The following is a 15,974-nucleotide window of genomic DNA, read 5'->3' on the forward strand; positions in this document are numbered from 1 at the left end:
GACCGTCCCCGAACCGGCTCGTGACCGCCCACCGGCACCTTCGTGATCGCCCCGTAAGATTCCCGCCACCGATCCGACACCGACTGTTCCGTGTCCGCTGGGCGGACCTCTGCGGCATAAGGCACTCCGTGCCGGATACGGTGGGTACATCATGAGCGCTTCGCAGACCTCTGACGTCCCCACTCTCCTCGTCAAGATCTTCGGCAAGGACAGGCCGGGCATCACGGCCGGACTCTTCGACACCCTCGCCGCCTACTCCGTCGACGTGGTCGACATCGAGCAGGTCGTCACGCGTGGCCGGATGGTGCTGTGCGCGCTCGTGACGCCGCCGCCCGCCGGGCTCGAAGGGGATCTGCGGGCCACCGTGCACAGCTGGGCCGAGTCGATGAAGATGCAGGCGGAGATCATCTCCGGCCTCGGCGACAACCGGCCGCGCGGACTCGGGCGTTCGCTGGTGACCGTGCTCGGCCATCCGCTCACCGCGGAGTCCACCGCCGCGATCGCCGCCCGCATCACCAAGGCCGGCGGCAACATCGACCGTATCTTCCGGCTCGCCAAGTACCCCGTGACAGCGGTCGAGTTCGCGGTGTCCGGGGTGGAGACCGAACCCCTGCGCACCGCCCTCGCCACCCACGCGGCGGCCCTCGGCGTCGATGTCGCCGTCGTGGCGGCGGGGCTGCACCGGCGGGCCCAGCGGCTCGTCGTCATGGACGTCGACTCCACGCTCATCCAGGACGAGGTCATCGAACTCTTCGCCGCGCACGCCGGCTGCGAGGACGAGGTCGCCGAGGTGACCGCCGCCGCGATGCGCGGGGAACTGGACTTCGAGCAGTCGCTGCACGCGCGCGTGGCGCTGCTCGCGGGGCTGGACGCCTCGGTCGTCGACAAGGTGCGCAGCGAGGTGCGGCTGACGCCCGGCGCCCGCACCCTGATCCGTACGCTCAAGCGGCTCGGCTATCAAGTCGGCGTCGTGTCGGGCGGGTTCACCCAGGTCACCGACGACCTCAAGGACCGGCTCGGGCTCGACTTCGCCCAGGCGAACACGCTGGAGATCGTCGACGGGAAGCTGACCGGCAAGGTCACCGGCGAGATCGTCGACCGCGCGGGCAAGGCACGGCTGCTGCGCCGGTTCGCCGCCGAGGCGGGCGTACCGCTCGCGCAGACCGTGGCGATCGGCGACGGCGCCAACGACCTGGACATGCTCAACGCGGCCGGTCTCGGTGTCGCCTTCAACGCGAAGCCGGTCGTACGGCAGGCCGCGCACACGGCGGTGAACGTGCCGTTCCTCGACACCGTGCTGTATCTGCTGGGCGTCACCCGCGAAGAGGTCGAGGCGGCGGATACCCACGACGAGGACTGACCCCCGGATACTTCAGGACCTTCAGGGGCCCGGCACCGCGTGGTGCCGGGCCCCTTGCCGTGCGGGTCTGCGGATCTACGGGTCTACTCGGACGGCGCCCAGTAGTCGGACAGTGTGGCCGCGCCCGGTTCCAGGGACTTCCAGGAGCCGTCGAAGGTGAGGACGGCGAAGGCGGAGGTCGAGAAGCCGCGGCGGGTCAGCCGCTCGCGGGCTTCGCCGGTGTCCGGTCCGGAGAGGATCTCGGTCAGGCCCTGGACGCCCGGGTTGTGGCCGATGATGATCAGGTTCCGCGTGTCGTCGGGCGTCTCGTTCAGTACGGCGATCAGCTCGCCGGGCGAGGCCTCGTAGAGCCTCTCCTCGTAGACGGTTTTCGGCCGGTGCGCGAGTTCGTGGACGGCCAGCTTCCAGGTCTCCCGGGTGCGGGTCGCGGTGGAGCAGAGGGCCAGATCGAAGGGGATGCCGGTGTCGGCCAGTCTGCTTCCGGCGGTGGCCGCGTCCAGGCGGCCCCGCTCAGCGAGCGGCCGCTCGTGATCGGTCACCTCGGGCCAGTCGGCCTTCGCATGCCGGAAGAGGACAATCCTGCGGGGTTCTGCGACGCTCATGGGATCCAGCTTCGCATGAAACAGGCCACGGGGCGCAGGGAGTTGACGGGCGGCTTCGCCCGTGCTCAGCGGGCTATGAGCTGCTGCGCGCGCTCGAAGAGGTGGGTGATCATCGGGTCCGAGGCCGCCGCTTGCGCGTCCGTCGGGTTGAGCATCATCACGAGCAGCACGACGAAGGCGAGCGCCGGCAGGGCGAGGGCCCACCACGGCAGCCTGATGTCGACGCCGCCCGTGGTCGCCGGGTGGGGCCGGGTGTGCGTTGGGGCCGACATGTGTGCCTCCGCTGGTCTCCGAGTGGTCCGCGATCCGCTTCTCGCGGTCACACTTCGAAGTTACGGAACGGGCGGCCCTCGACCCATCCGGAGATCCACCCACTTGACCCTGAGCCTCACCCCCTAGGGGATGGTGGGGAGAACCCCACCATCGGCCCGCGCGGGCGCAGTTGCGGGCACGCGGTCGGGCGATCAGGCGGTCGTCGGGCGATCAGACGGTCACGGGGACGCGAACGTCGCGATGACGGCGATGACGATGAAGATGGCGAAGAACGAGCCGAAGACGAGGAGCATCTTCCGCTGGCCGTTCTGGGGGTTCGGGTCGAGCACTGGCATACGGCCAGTCTCGCACCCCCCGTCCGTGCGGCGTCCGCCGGGGCGGGTTCAGCGGGCCGCCTCGTCCTCCACCGTACGGTCGCGGCCCGCGAGGACGCCCACTGCCATCTGCGGGACCATCAGGCCGGCCATGAGGGCGATCGGCAGTCCCCAGCCGCCGCTGTGCTGGTAGAGCACGCCGACCAGGAGCGGCCCCGGGATGGAGATGAGATACCCGGCGCTCTGCGCGAAGGCGGACAGCTGGGCGACGCCCGCGCCGGTCCTGGCCCGCATGCCGACCATCGTCAGGGCCAGCGGGAAGGCGCAGTTGGCGATGCCGAGCAGCAGGGCCCAGGCCCAGGCGCCGCCGGCCGGCGCGAGGTACAGGCCCGCGTACCCGGCGAGGCCGCAGACGCCGAGCACGACGACGATCGGCCCCTGCCGGGGCAGCCGGGTGGCCACGCGCGGGATGACGAAGGCCAGCGGCACGCCCATCGCCATCGTGACGGCCAGCAGCAGCCCGGCCGTACTCGCGGAGACACCCGCGTCCCGGAAGATCTGCGCCATCCAGCCCATCGTGATGTACGCGGCGGTGGCCTGGAGCCCGAAGAACACCGCGAGCGCCCAGGCGGTACGACTCCGGGTGATCCGCAGCTCGGGCCGCGCCCGCTCGGTCTCCCGCGCGCGGGAGGGCGGGTCCGCGGGCGCCTCCCGGTGTCGTGCGAGAACGCTCCACGGCAGTACGGCGGCTGCGGCCGGCACCGCCCACACGGCGAGGCCGGAGCGCCAACTGCCGCCCAGGGCACCGGTCATGGGCACGGTGACCGCTGCCGCGGCGGACGTGCCGAGGGCGAGGGCCATCGAGTACAGGCCGGTCATGGAGCCGACCCGGTCGGGGAACCAGCGCTTGACGATCACCGGCATCAGGACGTTGCTGACCGCGATGCCCATGAGCGCGAGCGCGCTGCCGGCCAGGAAGCCCGCCGTACCGCCGACGTACGGCCGTATCAGCAGGCCCGCGGTGATGGCGGCCATGCCGGCGCAGACCACCGTGCTCGGGCCGAAGCGGCGGGCGAGGCGCGGAGCCATGACGCCGAAGACGGCGAAGCACAACGGTGGCACGGAGGTGAGCAGTCCGGCGACGCTGCCGCTCATACCGAGGCCGTCACGGACCTCTTCGAGGAGGGCGCCGAGGCTGGTGATGGCGGGACGGAGGTTCAGCGCGGCGAGCACGATGCCGACGACGACCAGACGCGTCGTCCACGCGCGCGTGGCCGCCGACGGTCCTCCGGTGGACGGACCGCCGGACGGACCTCCGGTCGGTGCCGGGGAGTCGTTCGCGGCCGGGCCGCCGGTGTTCGTCGTCGCGGACTTCAGTGTCCGGGTTCCCTCACTCACCATGCCGCCCATCATAGAATCATGGGATGATTGGTTGTCCATCCCCGGGTGGCCCGTTCCCGCCCCGCACATGCGAAGGTGTGCCATGCCTCTGAGCCACCCCCGTCGTTCGGCGCTGTCCGAGCAGGTCATCGCCGCGCTGCGGAACGAGATCACCTCGGGCGAGTGGCCGGTCGGCTCCCGGATCCCGACCGAGCCGGAGCTGGTCGAACAGCTCGGGGTCGCCCGCAACACGATCCGCGAGGCCGTCCGCGCACTCGCGCACAACGGTCTGCTGGACATCCGCCAGGGCTCCGGCACCTACGTCGTGGCGACCAGTGAGCTGGCGGGCGTGATGCACCGCCGGTTCGCGGACGCCGACCCCCGGCACATCGCCGAACTGCGTTCCGCCCTGGAGTCGGCGGCGGCGCAGCTGGCGGCCGAGCGGCGCACAGAGAAGGACCTCAAGCAGCTGGACGCCCTGCTCGTACGGCGCGAGGAGGCGTGGGCGTCGGGGGACGCGGAGGCCTTCGTGACGGCCGACACGACCCTGCACATGGCCGTGGTGGCCGCCTCGCACAACGACGTCATGACGGCGATGTACGCCGACCTCGGTGAGGTGCTGCGGGACTGGCTGCGCGCGGACGTCGGCGAGGAGCTGACTCCGGAGTCGTACATGGACCACACGCGGCTCGTGGACGCGATCCGCGCGGGTGACGCGCCGGGGGCCGCAGCGGAGGCCGCGGGCTATCCGTTCCTGTGCCGCCCGGGGCGGTTGGACCCGCCCGCTCCCGAGGGGCTCAGCTCGCCCGCTTCTGGTGGCTGACCCACACCGCGCGGACGTCCTCCCAGCAGCGGCCGGCCAGCCGTACGGTCTGCGCCGGGCCGGCGTCGATCCCGGTGCCGTCGCTGTCGATGTCCCACCAACGGTCGCACTCGATGTGCAGGGCGACGCGGTCGGTCAGGGGGTACGGGTTGTGGCAGTACGCGATCACGTGCGAGCCGTGGACGGTGGTGCGGCACGCGGCGCCGAACAGCTGGGGTGCGGCGGCCGGTTTCCGGGCCTCCACGCGTGCGTGGGGCATCGCCTCGTACGCCAGGGAGATGACGAGCGCTACGGCGGCGGTCACTGAGGCCAGGCTGCGGGACAGGCGCACAAGGGGAACCTCCTCGGCGGTGCTGGGGAGGGAATCGCGTGGTGAACGCGTAATCCAGAGTGCGCAGTTGTGGCCCGACCCCGCCCGGTCTACGGGGCCGAACGGGTGACGCCCCGTTTCCCGCGCTGTGCGGGAAACGGGGCGTCGACGCCGTAGGAGAAGTCGGGCCGGGAGGTCAGGCGCCGATGGCGTGCAGGCCGCCGTCCACGTGGATGATCTCGCCCGTGGTCTTCGGGAACCAGTCGCTCAGGAGGGCGACGATGCCCTTGCCGGCCGGCTCCGGGTCCTTGAGGTCCCACTCCAGGGGGGAGCGGTTGTCCCACACGGCGGCCAGGTCACTGAAGCCCGGGATGGACTTGGCGGCCATCGAGGCGAGCGGGCCCGCGGAGATGAGGTTGCAGCGGATGTTCTGCTTGCCCAGGTCACGCGCCACGTAGCGGCTGGTGGCCTCCAGGGCGGCCTTGGCCGGGCCCATCCAGTCGTACTGCGGCCAGGCGAACTGCGCGTCGAAGGTGAGGCCGACGACCGAGCCGCCGTTCTGCATCAGCGGCAGGCAGGCCATGGTCAGCGACTTCAGGGAGTACGCCGAGACGTGCATGGCGGTGGCGACCGACTCGAACGGCGTGTTGAGGAAGTTGCCGCCGAGCGCGTCCGCCGGCGCGAACCCGATGGAATGCACAACGCCGTCGAGACCGCCCAGCTCCTCACCGACGACGTCGGCGAGACGCGCGAGGTGCTCGTCGTTCGTCACATCGAGCTCGATGACCTTGGTGGGCTTGGGGAGCTTCTTGGCGATGCGCTCGGTCAGCGTGGGCCGCGGGAACGCGGTCAGGATGATCTCCGCGCCCTGCTCCTGGGCCTGCTTGGCGGCGTGGAACGCGATGGAGGACTCCAACAGCACACCGGTGATCAGGACGCGCTTGCCCTCAAGAATTCCGCTCATGGTGATCAGTGACCCATTCCCAGTCCGCCGTCAACAGGGATGACGGCTCCAGTGATGTACGAGGCGTCGTCGGAGGCGAGGAACCGCACCGTCGCGGCGACCTCCTCCGGACTCGCGTAACGGCCGAGCGGCACCTGGGACACGATTTTCTCGCGCTGCTCGTCGCTGAGCACCTTGGTCATGTCGGTGTCGACGAAGCCGGGCGCGACGACGTTGAAGGTGATGTTGCGCGACCCCAGCTCACGGGCGAGCGAGCGCGCGAAGCCGACGAGGGCGGCCTTGGAGGCTGCGTAGTTCGACTGACCGGGGCCGCCCATCAGACCGACGACCGACGAGATCAGGACGACGCGGCCCTTCTTCGCGCGCAGCATGGCGCGGTTGGCGCGCTTGACGACGCGGAAGGTGCCGGTGAGGTTGGTGTCGATGACCGAGGTGAAGTCCTCCTCGGACATGCGCATCAGGAGCTGGTCCTTGGTGACACCGGCGTTGGCGATCAGTACCTCGACCGGACCGTGTACGGCCTCGATCTCCTTGTAGGCCTGCTCCACCTGCTCGGAGTCGGTGATGTCGCATTTCACGGCCAGGCAGCCCAATGCAAGGAGGGCGGCCGGCGGCTCACCCGAGCGGTACGTGATCGCGACCTTGTCGCCGGCGTCGGCGAACGTACGGGCGATGGCGAGGCCGATGCCCCGGTTGCCTCCGGTGACGAGAACCGAGCGGCTCAACGGATCACCCTTTCGATAGCTGTCCTGCGCGCCTGCCCGGTGCACCCCGGTCGGCAGACGGCCTTATCGAAAACCTATCGGTCGGCCCACTCCACGGGACAATCGGGCACCGACAGTGGCTTGGGGGACTCGCTGTCGGGTCTCTACAGAAAGTGCCGACGCCGAGCGGAAACGTGTGGTCCCCGCACCTGTCCGCGCGACATGATCGGACTCCACAGGCCACGACAGCAGGGAGACCTCCGTGCCTCATTCCATCGACGAAGCCTTCACGGCACTTCCGCTACGCGCCCTGGCCGATGCCGCGCTGGCACGCGCGCGTGCGCTCGGGGCCGAGCACGCGGACTTCCGGTTCGAGCGGGTGCGCAGCGCGTCCTGGCGGCTGCGGGACGCCCGGCCGGCCGGTACGTCGGACACCACCGACCTCGGGTACGCGGTGCGGGTCGTGCACGGCGGCACCTGGGGGTTCGCGTCGGGGGTGGACCTGAGCCTGGACGCCGCCGCCAAGGTCGCCTCGCAGGCGGTGGCGATGGCGAAGCTCTCCGCCCAGGTGATCAAGGCGGCCGGGTCGGACGAGCGGGTCGAGCTGGCCGCCGAGCCCGTGCACGAGGAGCGGACGTGGATCTCGTCGTACGAGATCGATCCGTTCTCCGTGCCCGACGAGGAGAAGGCGGGGCTGCTGGCGGACTGGAGCGCCCGGCTGCTCGCGGCGGACGGCGTCAACCACGTGGACGCGTCGCTGCTCACCGTGCACGAGAACAAGTTCTACGCCGACACCGCCGGGACGGTGACCACGCAGCAGCGGGTTCGGCTGCATCCGCAGCTGAACGCGGTGTCGGTCGACGAGTCGAGCGGCGAGTTCGACTCCATGCGCACCATCGCGCCGCCCGTGGGCCGCGGCTGGGAGTACCTCACGGGCACCGGCTGGGACTGGGACGAGGAGCTGGCGCGGATCCCCGAGCTGCTCGCCGAGAAGATGCGGGCACCCACCGTCGAGGCGGGCCTGTACGACCTCGTCGTCGACCCGTCCAACCTGTGGCTGACGATCCACGAGTCCATCGGCCACGCCACCGAACTGGACCGCGCGCTCGGCTACGAGGCCGCCTACGCCGGCACGTCCTTCGCCACTTTCGACAAACTCGGCAAGCTCAAGTACGGCTCCGAGCGGATGAACGTGACCGGGGACCGCACCGCCGAGCACGGCCTGGCGACCATCGGCTACGACGACGAGGGCGTCGAGGGCCAGTCCTGGGACCTCGTCAAGGACGGCACCCTGGTCGGCTACCAACTCGACCGCCGCATCGCCAGGTTGACCGGCTTCGAGCGCTCCAACGGCTGCGCCTACGCCGACTCCCCCGGCCATGTCCCGGTACAGCGCATGGCCAACGTGTCACTCCAGCCGGACCCTGCGGGGCTCTCCACGGAGGACCTGATCGGCGGGGTCGACCGCGGGATCTACGTGGTCGGCGACCGGTCGTGGTCGATCGACATGCAGCGCTACAACTTCCAGTTCACCGGGCAACGGTTCTTCAAGATCGAGAACGGGCGGATCACCGGACAGCTGCGGGACGTCGCGTACCAGGCGACGACCACCGACTTCTGGGGCTCCATGGCGGCCGTCGGCGGTCCGCAGACGTACGTCCTGGGCGGCGCCTTCAACTGCGGCAAGGCCCAGCCGGGCCAGGTCGCCTCGGTCTCGCACGGCTGCCCGTCGGCCCTCTTCACGGGCGTCAACATCCTCAACACCACGCAGGAGGCCGGTCGATGAGCGCCCGTACGAACAAGCCGCACGAGATCGTCGAGCGTGCCCTCGAACTGTCCCGGGCCGACGGCTGTGTCGTCATCGCCGACGAGCAGTCGACCGCCAACCTCCGCTGGGCGGGCAACGCGCTGACCACGAACGGGGTCACGCGCGGGCGCACGCTCACCGTCATCGCGACCGTCGACGGCAAGGAGGGCACCGCCTCGGGGGTCGTGTCCCGGTCCGCCGTCACCCCGGAGGAGCTGGAGCCGCTCGTACGCGCCGCCGAGGCCGCCGCGCGCGGGGCCGCGCCCGCCGAGGACGCGCAGCCGCTCGTCACGGGCGTGGCCGCGTCGCCCGACTTCACGGACGGCCCCGCCGAGACCTCGTCCAGCGTGTTCACCGACTTCGCCCCGGCGCTCGGCGAATCGTTCGCACGCGCGCGTGCGGGCGGTCGTGAGCTGTACGGCTTCGCCAACCACGAACTGGTCACCAGCTACCTCGGTACGTCGACCGGGCTGCGCCTGCGTCACGACCAGCCCAACGGGACGCTGGAGCTGAACGCCAAGTCCCCGGACCGTACGCGCTCGGCCTGGGCCGGCCGCTCGACGCGGGACTTCAAGGACGTCGACCCGGCGGCCCTGGACGCCGAGTTGGCCGTACGACTGGGCTGGGCCGAGCGGAAGATCCCGCTGCCCGCGGGCCGGTACGAGACGCTGCTGCCGCCGACCGCGGTCGCGGACCTGCTGATCTACCAGATGTGGTCGGCGTCGGGCCGGGACGCGGTCGAGGGCCGCACGGTGTTCTCCAAGCCGGGCGGGGGGACCCGTGTCGGCGAGAAGCTCAGCGAGCTGCCGCTGACGCTGCGCAGCGACCCGAACGAACCGGGCCTGGAGTCCGCGCCGTTCGTGCTCGCGCACACCTCCGGGGGCGACCAGTCGGTGTTCGACAACGGGCTGCCGCTGACGGCGACCGACTGGGTGCGCGAGGGCGAGCTGAAGCACCTACTGACCAGCCGGCACAGCGCGGGGCTGACCGGGCTGCCGGTGGCGCCGTCGATCGACAACCTGATCCTGAGCGGGGGCGAGGACCGCTCCCTGGAGGAGATGGTCGCGAACACCGCGCGCGGGCTGCTGCTCACCTGCCTCTGGTACATCCGCGAGGTCGACCCGGCGACCCTGCTGCTCACCGGGCTGACCCGGGACGGCGTCTACCTCGTCGAGAACGGCGAGGTGGCGGGCGAGGTGAACAACTTCCGGTTCAACGAGTCGCCGGTGGATCTGCTGGGGCGGGCGACCGAGGCCGGGCGTACGGAAAAGACGCTGCCCAGGGAGTGGAGCGACTGGTTCACTAGGGCGGCGATGCCCGCGCTGCGGGTGCCGGACTTCAATATGAGCTCTGTCAGTCAGGGCGTATAACCTCGTACCTGATTCACGAGACCACTCAAGGAGATACGAGAACCGTGACGGACATCGTCGACGAGCTGAAGTGGCGCGGGCTGTTCGCCCTGTCCACCGACGAAGATGCTTTGCGCAAGGCGCTCGCGGACGGTCCCGTCACGTTCTATTGCGGTTTCGACCCCACCGCGCCCTCCCTCCACCTGGGACACCTGGTGCAGGTGCTCACCGTGCGCCGGCTGCAGCAGGCCGGCCACCGGCCGCTGGCGCTGGTCGGCGGCGCCACCGGCCAGATCGGCGACCCCCGCCCGACGGCGGAGCGCACGCTGAACGACCCGGAGACGGTCGCCGGCTGGGTGCAGAAGCTGCGCCGCCAGATCGAGCCGTTCCTGTCCTTCGAGGGCGAGAACGCCGCGGTCATGGTCAACAACCTGGACTGGACGGCGAACCTCTCCGCCATCGAGTTCCTGCGCGACATCGGCAAGCACTTCCGCGTCAACAAGATGCTGGCGAAGGACTCGGTCGCCAAGCGTCTGGACTCCGAACAGGGCATCAGCTACACGGAGTTCAGCTACCAGATCCTCCAGGGCATGGACTTCCTCCAGCTCTACCGGAGGTACGGCTGCACGCTCCAGCAGGGCGGCAGCGACCAGTGGGGCAACCTCACGGCGGGCCTGGACCTGATCCACCGCCTGGAGCCGGACGCCACGGTGCACGCCTACGGCACACCGCTGATGACCAAGGCCGACGGCACGAAGTTCAGCAAGTCCGAAGGCACCGCCATCTGGCTCGACCCGGAGATGACCACGCCGTACGCGTTCTACCAGTTCTGGCTGAACACGGACGACCGGGACATCTCCACGTACGCGCGCATGCTGTCCTTCAAGTCCCGTGCGGAGCTTGAGGAGTTGGAGAAGCAGACCGAGGAGCGCCCGCAGGCCCGTGCCGCACAGCGCGCGCTCGCCGAGGAGCTGACGACGCTGGTGCACGGCGCCGAGCAGACCGCCGCCGTGACCGCCGCGTCCAGGGCCCTCTTCGGGCAGGGCGAGCTGGCGGAGCTCGACGAGAAGACGCTCGCCGCGTCCCTCTCCGAGGTGCCGCACGTCCAGGTCGCCGAACTCGGTCCCGTCGTCGACCTGTTCGCCGAGGTCGGCCTGGTGGCGAGCAAGTCCGCCGCACGGCGGACCGTGAAGGAAGGCGGGGCCTACGTGAACAACGTGAAGGTCGCCGCGGAGGATGCCGTGCCGGGCACGGAGGATCTCCTTCATGGGCGGTGGCTGGTGCTTCGGCGGGGGAAGAAGAATCTGGCCGCCGTTGAGGTGACTGGAGCGTAAGCGCCGTAGGGGTGCGGAGAGCGCGCGGTCTGCCGGTTCGTTGTGGCTGGTCGCGCAGTTCCCCGCGCCCCTAACGGGGCGCTGCCGTCAGGCTCGTTGTTTGTTCTTGCCGATCGTCGCCATGTACGCCATGTCGACGACGAAGACGATGATGATCGCGGCGATGAGCTGGAACGCGTGGCGGCTCCAGTCGATGCCGCTGGTCGCGTCGACGCCGGCCGCTCGGGCGATCGCGTTGCCGACGATGGCGCCGAGAATGCCGCAGATGGTGGTCAGCCAGAGCGGACTGTGCTGCTTGCCCGGGATGATCGCCTTCGCGATCAGACCCAGCACGAATCCCACGATGATCGCCCACAACCAGCCCATGGCTGCCTCCTTGTACGGCTCGACGTGAGCATTACGCCAAGTGTGGGCCCGGTCGCCGTACGCCGCATGTCGGGTACGGCCGTACGTGGCGCGGCGCAGGCCGCTCGCCCGGACCCGGGGTGCCCCGGTCTCGAAGGCGGCGCAGTCGCGGCGTAACGTTGGAGGCCTCGGGGCCCGGTTCCCGGATCGGGTACGGACCGGGGTGCGGGCCGGGGAGAGTCCGATGCGGGCGGATGGTGGAATGTGATGCGGAAGCTGCACGGCGAAGGCAACGCCCAGGTGTTCCGGATCACCGGAGCCCGGACGGGACTAGCGGAGGATGTCCGCGGTCGGCAGCGCCGGTATGTCATCTCGATGTCGATCCGTACGGTGTCGGTGATTCTCGCCTGTTCCCTGTGGAACGTCGAACGGCACGTCGCGATCGTCGCGTTGGTGCTCGGTGTGCTTCTCCCCTATGTCGCCGTGGTGATCGCGAACGCCGGGCGGGAGAACGCGCCCGGTCTGCCGTCGACGTTCGTCACCACGCCACTGCGGCCGATGATCACACCGCCGCGGTCGGACGAGGGCGTCGCGGAACCCGTCCCGGAAGAGGTCGTGCCCGAGCCGACGCCCGGTGTGCGGGGCGAACCGTACGGCCGGTCGTGACCATGGGGAACGTGCCATAAACGGAAGTCGGCTCCGCATCAAGCTCAAGAAAAGCTCAGATCAATCATGTTGTTCCGGTGCCGAGCGACCGGTCACCCGTGACATACTTCGTACGCGCTCCGCATCCCCCGTCGGAGCGACAGACCGACGCCGGGCAGCTCCCCCCGTGGCTGCTCGGCGTCGCCTTTTCAGCGCATCTGTGAGACGAATTCCGTGAGTTCCCGTGAGTGACGAGACGCCGATCTGCTCCGCGAAGGGCTGCCGCGCCGACGCCGTGTGGGTCCTCGCGTGGAACAACCCGAAGATCCATACACCGGAGCGGCGCAAGACGTGGCTCGCGTGCGAGGAACATCGCGAGCATCTGTCCCAGTTCCTCGGTGTACGCGGGTTCCTGAAGGACGTCGTCAAGTTCGAGGACTGGGAAGCACCCGAGATCCCGTAGAGCCCACCCGACGTTCCGTAGCGCCCCTTCGTCTACGGCGGCTGCTCAGCCGCCGATCGCCGACATCGGGCGGTCCGGCTGGAGGAACGACGGGTCGTCCAGGCCCGAGCCCGCCTTCTTGCCCCACATCGCCTGGCGCCAGATGCGGGCTATCTCCTCGTCCGGGGCGTCGGAGCGCAGGGCGGTGCGGAGGCTGGTCTCCTCGCGGGCGAAGAGGCAGTTGCGTATCTGGCCGTCGGCGGTGAGGCGGGGGCGGTCGCAGGCTCCGCAGAACGGGCGGGTGACCGAGGCGATGACGCCCACCCGGTGCGGGCCGCCGTCCACGACCCAGCGCTCGGCCGGGGCCGAGCCGCGCTCGTCGGTGCCTTCGGGGGTCAGCTCGAAGCGTGTGCGGAGGGAGGCGAGGATGTCGCCGGCCGTGACCATGCCCTCGCGCTTCCAGCCGTGCTGGGCGTCCAGGGGCATCTGCTCGATGAAGCGCAGTTCGTAGTCGTGCGCCACGGCCCAGGACAGCAGGTCCGGGGCCTCGTCGGCGTTGAGTCCGGGCATCAGGACCGAGTTGACCTTGACCGGGGTCAGATCCGCTTCGCGGGCGGCTTCGAGGCCGTCGAGGACGTCCTGGTGGCGGTTGCGGCGGGGGAGGGTCTTGAAGACGTCCGGGCGCAGGGTGTCCAGGGAGACGTTGACCCGGTCCAGGCCCGCCTTCTTCAGGGCGGTCGCCGTGCGCTTGAGGCCGATGCCGTTGGTGGTGAGGGACATCCGGGGGCGGGGCTCCAGGGCCGCGACCTGCTCGACGATGCCGACGAGGCCGGGGCGCAGCAGGGGCTCGCCGCCGGTGAAGCGGACCTCCTCGATACCGAGGGAGGTGACCGCGATGTCGATCAGGCGGACGATCTCGTCGTCCGTGAGGAGGTCGGGCTTCGCCAGCCACTGCAGGCCCTCCTCGGGCATGCAGTACGTGCACCGGAGGTTGCACCGGTCGGTCAGCGAAACCCTCAGGTCGGTGGCCACTCGGCCATAGGTGTCGATGAGCACGTGGGCCTCCTCCCTCAATTCGGATCGCATGTTTTCCGACACCTGCGAGCCTACGCGACACCTCTGACAACGAGAGCGGCCCGATCCCACGAGGTACGACGAGGCCGCGTCGTAGGGATCTACGACGCGGCCGTCGGTGTGGGGGGATTCAGTGGGAGGACTCAGTGGGCTCCGGTGCCGGTCAGGGACCGTACCTCCAGCTCCGCGTACTTGGCGGTGTCGGGCTCCTCCTTGGAGAGGATCGTGCCGAGCCAGCCCAGCAGGAAGCCGACCGGGATGGAGATGATGCCGGGGTTCTCCAGGGGGAACCAGTGGAAGTCGACATCCGGGAACATCGAGGCGGGTTTCCCGGAGACGACCGGCGAGAACAGGACCAGGCCGACCGCGGTGACCAGGCCGCCGTAGATCGACCAGAGGGCTCCTGAGGTGGTGAAGCGCTTCCAGAAGAGGCTGTAGAGGATCGTCGGGAGGTTGGCGGAGGCGGCGACCGCGAAGGCGAGGGCGACCAGGCCGGCGACGTTCAGGTCGCGGGCGAGGGCGCCCAGGAGGATGGAGACGGCGCCGATGCCGACCGTGGCGTACCGGGCGGCGGCCATCTCCTGTTTCTCCGTCGCCTGTCCCCGCTTGATGACGTTGGCGTAGATGTCGTGGGCGAAGGAGGAGGACGAGGCCAGAGTGAGGCCGGCGACGACCGCGAGGATCGTGGCGAAGGCGACCGCCGAGATGCTGGCCAGGAGGATGGCGCCCCAGTTGGAGTCGACTCCGCCCAGATGCAGGGCCAGGAGGGGGGCCGCCGTGTTGCCCGCCTTGTTGGAGGCGATGATCTCGTCCGGTTTGATCAGTGCCGCGGCGCCGAAGCCGAGGGCCAGGGTCATCAGGTAGAAGGCGCCGATGAGGCCGATGGCCCAGTTGACCGACTTACGGGCGGCCTTGGCGGTGGGCACCGTGTAGAAGCGGATCAGGATGTGCGGCAGGCCGGCGGTGCCGAGGACCAGGGCGATACCCAGGGAGATGAAGTCCAGCTTGGTCGTGCCGGTGGCGCCGTACTTGAGGCCGGGGTCCAGGAAGGCGGAGCCCTTGCCGCTGTTGTCGGCGGCCTTGCCGAGCAGGTCGGAGATGTTGAAGTTGAACTTGAGCATCACCAGGAAGGTGAGCAGCAGGGCGCCGGCGATCAGCAGGCAGGCCTTGACCATCTGGACCCAGGTGGTGCCCTTCATGCCGCCGATGGTGACGTACACGATCATCAGGATGCCGACCAGGGCGACGATGCCGATCTTGCCGGCGTCACTGGTGATGCCCAGGAGCAGGGAGACCAGGACGCCCGCGCCGGCCATCTGGGCCAGCAGGTAGAAGATCGACACCACGATGGTGGAGGTGCCGGCCGCCGTACGGACCGGGCGCTGGCGCATGCGGTAGGCGAGGACGTCGCCCATGGTGTAGCGGCCGGAGTTGCGCAGCGGTTCGGCCACCAGGAGCAGGGCGACCAGCCAGGCGACCAGGAAGCCGATGGAGTACAGGAAGCCGTCGTAGCCGAAGAGGGCGATGGCGCCGGCGATGCCGAGGAAGGACGCGGCGGACATGTAGTCGCCGGAGACGGCCAGGCCGTTCTGGAAGGCGGTGAACTGCCGGCCGCCCGCGTAGAAGTCGGCGGCGCTCTTGGTCTGGCGGCCCGCCCAGACGGTGATGACGAGCGTCGCGGCGACGAAGACCGCGAACAGGGTGATGATCAGCGGTCGGTGCTGGCTCGCCTCGCCGGCGGCCAGGGTGATCGCGGGGCTCATGCGCCGCCCTCCATCCGGGACTTGATGGCTTCGGCCTTGGGGTCGAGTTTCGCGGCGGAGTACCGCGCGTACCACCAGGCGATGAGGAACGTGGTGAGGAACTGGCCGAGGCCCAGAACGAGGGCGACGTTGATGTTGCCGACGACCTTGGTGTCCATGAAGTCGTCCGCGTAGTTGCACAGCAGGACGTACAGGAGGTACCAGGTGATGAAGGCGACGGTCAGCGGGAAGGCGAAGGAGCGGTGGGCGCGGCGCAGTTCGGCGAACTCCGCGCTCTCCTGGACCTGTTCGAACTCCTCGGTACTGGGGAGTTTGCGTTCGGCTTTCGAGGGCGGTGGTGTCTCGGTGGCCACGGTGTCTCCTCGCGTTGCGGACATGCTGGTTGCGACCTCACAGACCTACGGATCACGCCACCAGGAGTGATCGGGCAACTCCCCTGCGCAACATCGCGGGGGTCTCGATCCTGCTGGCGCTTCCTGCCCAGG

At 69.8% G+C, this 15,974-nt stretch carries 18 protein-coding genes; 7 read left to right on the plus strand and 11 right to left on the minus strand.

All coding sequences use genetic code 11. The features are described 5' to 3' along the window. Positions 1-151 precede the first annotated feature (151 nt). A complete protein-coding gene (serB, locus tag OC490_RS34070; RefSeq protein ID WP_262061881.1) occupies positions 152-1,360 on the plus strand; it encodes a phosphoserine phosphatase SerB in 1,209 nt (402 codons plus the stop codon). Between the two features lie 83 nt (positions 1,361-1,443). Here serB and OC490_RS34075 read toward each other — a convergent pair whose 3' ends face one another. The 4 genes from OC490_RS34075 to OC490_RS34090 all read right to left on the minus strand — a co-directional run bounded on the left by OC490_RS34075 (position 1,444) and on the right by OC490_RS34090 (position 3,959). Then, positions 1,444-1,962: a SixA phosphatase family protein gene (locus OC490_RS34075; RefSeq protein WP_262061882.1), complete on the minus strand. Its 519-nt coding sequence runs from the start codon at positions 1,960-1,962 to the stop codon at positions 1,444-1,446. A gap of 65 nt (positions 1,963-2,027) precedes the next feature. Continuing rightward, complete coding sequence (locus OC490_RS34080; RefSeq protein WP_200711686.1) at positions 2,028-2,234, minus strand: hypothetical protein; 207 nt, start codon at positions 2,232-2,234, stop codon at positions 2,028-2,030. A gap of 219 nt (positions 2,235-2,453) precedes the next feature. Further along, positions 2,454-2,570, minus strand: a complete 117-nt coding sequence (locus OC490_RS34085; RefSeq protein ID WP_262061883.1) for an SGM_5486 family transporter-associated protein — start codon at positions 2,568-2,570, stop codon at positions 2,454-2,456. A gap of 48 nt (positions 2,571-2,618) precedes the next feature. Then, positions 2,619-3,959, minus strand: coding sequence for a CynX/NimT family MFS transporter (locus OC490_RS34090; protein WP_410099212.1), 1,341 nt, complete (start codon positions 3,957-3,959; stop codon positions 2,619-2,621). Positions 3,960-4,032: 73 nt separating this feature from the next. Between OC490_RS34090 and OC490_RS34095 the strand changes: the two genes are divergently transcribed. Continuing rightward, positions 4,033-4,752, plus strand: coding sequence for a FadR/GntR family transcriptional regulator (locus tag OC490_RS34095; protein ID WP_262061885.1), 720 nt, complete (start codon positions 4,033-4,035; stop codon positions 4,750-4,752). On the opposite strand, the gene OC490_RS34100 is transcribed toward OC490_RS34095, so the two are convergent. The 3 genes from OC490_RS34100 to fabG form a co-directional block, all read right to left on the minus strand. Then, positions 4,727-5,083, minus strand: a complete 357-nt coding sequence (locus OC490_RS34100) for a hypothetical protein (protein WP_262061886.1) — start codon at positions 5,081-5,083, stop codon at positions 4,727-4,729. The two genes, OC490_RS34095 and OC490_RS34100, sit on opposite strands and share 26 nt — an antisense overlap. Positions 5,084-5,258: 175 nt before the next feature. Continuing rightward, a complete protein-coding gene (fabI, locus tag OC490_RS34105; RefSeq protein WP_262061887.1) occupies positions 5,259-6,026 on the minus strand; it encodes an enoyl-ACP reductase FabI in 768 nt (255 codons plus the stop codon). 5 nt (positions 6,027-6,031) lie between these two features. Then, the gene (fabG, locus tag OC490_RS34110) at positions 6,032-6,751 is read right to left on the minus strand and encodes a 3-oxoacyl-[acyl-carrier-protein] reductase (protein ID WP_262061888.1); all 720 of its coding nucleotides are present in this window, start codon (positions 6,749-6,751) and stop codon (positions 6,032-6,034) included. 241 nt (positions 6,752-6,992) lie between these two features. Between fabG and OC490_RS34115 the strand changes: the two genes are divergently transcribed. From OC490_RS34115 to tyrS, 3 genes are read left to right on the plus strand one after another with little or no spacing between them, the layout of a single operon-like run. Then, positions 6,993-8,516, plus strand: coding sequence for a TldD/PmbA family protein (locus OC490_RS34115; RefSeq protein WP_262061889.1), 1,524 nt, complete (start codon positions 6,993-6,995; stop codon positions 8,514-8,516). Further along, positions 8,513-9,907 carry a metallopeptidase TldD-related protein gene (locus OC490_RS34120; protein ID WP_262061890.1) on the plus strand — a complete coding sequence of 465 codons (1,395 nt, stop codon included), beginning with the start codon at positions 8,513-8,515 and terminating at the stop codon, positions 9,905-9,907. The genes OC490_RS34115 and OC490_RS34120 overlap by 4 nt, the downstream gene beginning before the upstream one ends. Positions 9,908-9,951: 44 nt before the next feature. Beyond that, positions 9,952-11,220: a tyrosine--tRNA ligase gene (tyrS, locus tag OC490_RS34125; RefSeq protein WP_262061891.1), complete on the plus strand. Its 1,269-nt coding sequence runs from the start codon at positions 9,952-9,954 to the stop codon at positions 11,218-11,220. Between the two features lie 87 nt (positions 11,221-11,307). Here tyrS and OC490_RS34130 read toward each other — a convergent pair whose 3' ends face one another. Further along, positions 11,308-11,586 (minus strand): GlsB/YeaQ/YmgE family stress response membrane protein, encoded by a 279-nt coding sequence (locus OC490_RS34130; protein ID WP_043685229.1) that lies wholly within the window; start codon positions 11,584-11,586, stop codon positions 11,308-11,310. A 246-nt stretch (positions 11,587-11,832) separates the two neighbouring features. On the opposite strand from OC490_RS34130, the gene OC490_RS34135 reads away from it, so the two are divergent. Both OC490_RS34135 and OC490_RS34140 read left to right on the plus strand, forming a co-directional pair. Further along, positions 11,833-12,231: a DUF3099 domain-containing protein gene (locus OC490_RS34135; RefSeq protein ID WP_262061892.1), complete on the plus strand. Its 399-nt coding sequence runs from the start codon at positions 11,833-11,835 to the stop codon at positions 12,229-12,231. Between the two features lie 223 nt (positions 12,232-12,454). Then, positions 12,455-12,673 carry a hypothetical protein gene (locus OC490_RS34140; protein WP_262061893.1) on the plus strand — a complete coding sequence of 73 codons (219 nt, stop codon included), beginning with the start codon at positions 12,455-12,457 and terminating at the stop codon, positions 12,671-12,673. Positions 12,674-12,718: 45 nt separating this feature from the next. Here the strand turns inward: OC490_RS34140 and moaA are convergent, their stop codons facing one another. The 3 genes from moaA to OC490_RS34155 form a co-directional block, all read right to left on the minus strand. Continuing rightward, a complete protein-coding gene (gene moaA, locus OC490_RS34145) occupies positions 12,719-13,708 on the minus strand; it encodes a GTP 3',8-cyclase MoaA (RefSeq protein ID WP_262062043.1) in 990 nt (329 codons plus the stop codon). Positions 13,709-13,869: 161 nt separating this feature from the next. Then, positions 13,870-15,489, minus strand: a complete 1,620-nt coding sequence (locus OC490_RS34150; RefSeq protein WP_262061894.1) for a cation acetate symporter — start codon at positions 15,487-15,489, stop codon at positions 13,870-13,872. Next, entirely contained in the window at positions 15,486-15,842 is a 357-nt protein-coding gene (locus tag OC490_RS34155; protein ID WP_262061895.1) for a DUF485 domain-containing protein, read from the minus strand. The genes OC490_RS34150 and OC490_RS34155 overlap by 4 nt, the downstream gene beginning before the upstream one ends. Positions 15,843-15,974: the final 132 nt, after the last annotated feature.

The sequence above is a fragment of the Streptomyces sp. STR69 genome (assembly GCF_024519455.1).
In the GTDB taxonomy this organism is placed as follows: Bacteria; Actinomycetota; Actinomycetes; order Streptomycetales; family Streptomycetaceae; genus Streptomyces.

Excerpts from the sequence above, each read along its gene's own strand:
- serB (WP_262061881.1), top strand. The coding sequence starts at position 152 with ATGAGCGCTTCGCAGACCTCTGACGTCCCCACTCTCCTCGTCAAGATC.
- OC490_RS34075 (WP_262061882.1), bottom strand. The coding sequence starts at position 1,962 with ATGAGCGTCGCAGAACCCCGCAGGATTGTCCTCTTCCGGCATGCGAAG.
- OC490_RS34080 (WP_200711686.1), bottom strand. The coding sequence starts at position 2,234 with ATGTCGGCCCCAACGCACACCCGGCCCCACCCGGCGACCACGGGCGGC.
- OC490_RS34085 (WP_262061883.1), bottom strand. The coding sequence starts at position 2,570 with ATGCCAGTGCTCGACCCGAACCCCCAGAACGGCCAGCGGAAGATGCTC.
- OC490_RS34090 (WP_410099212.1), bottom strand. The coding sequence starts at position 3,959 with ATGGGCGGCATGGTGAGTGAGGGAACCCGGACACTGAAGTCCGCGACG.
- OC490_RS34095 (WP_262061885.1), top strand. The coding sequence starts at position 4,033 with ATGCCTCTGAGCCACCCCCGTCGTTCGGCGCTGTCCGAGCAGGTCATC.
- fabI (WP_262061887.1), bottom strand. The coding sequence starts at position 6,026 with ATGAGCGGAATTCTTGAGGGCAAGCGCGTCCTGATCACCGGTGTGCTG.
- OC490_RS34120 (WP_262061890.1), top strand. The coding sequence starts at position 8,513 with ATGAGCGCCCGTACGAACAAGCCGCACGAGATCGTCGAGCGTGCCCTC.
- OC490_RS34130 (WP_043685229.1), bottom strand. The coding sequence starts at position 11,586 with ATGGGCTGGTTGTGGGCGATCATCGTGGGATTCGTGCTGGGTCTGATC.
- OC490_RS34135 (WP_262061892.1), top strand. The coding sequence starts at position 11,833 with ATGCGGAAGCTGCACGGCGAAGGCAACGCCCAGGTGTTCCGGATCACC.
- OC490_RS34150 (WP_262061894.1), bottom strand. The coding sequence starts at position 15,489 with ATGAGCCCCGCGATCACCCTGGCCGCCGGCGAGGCGAGCCAGCACCGA.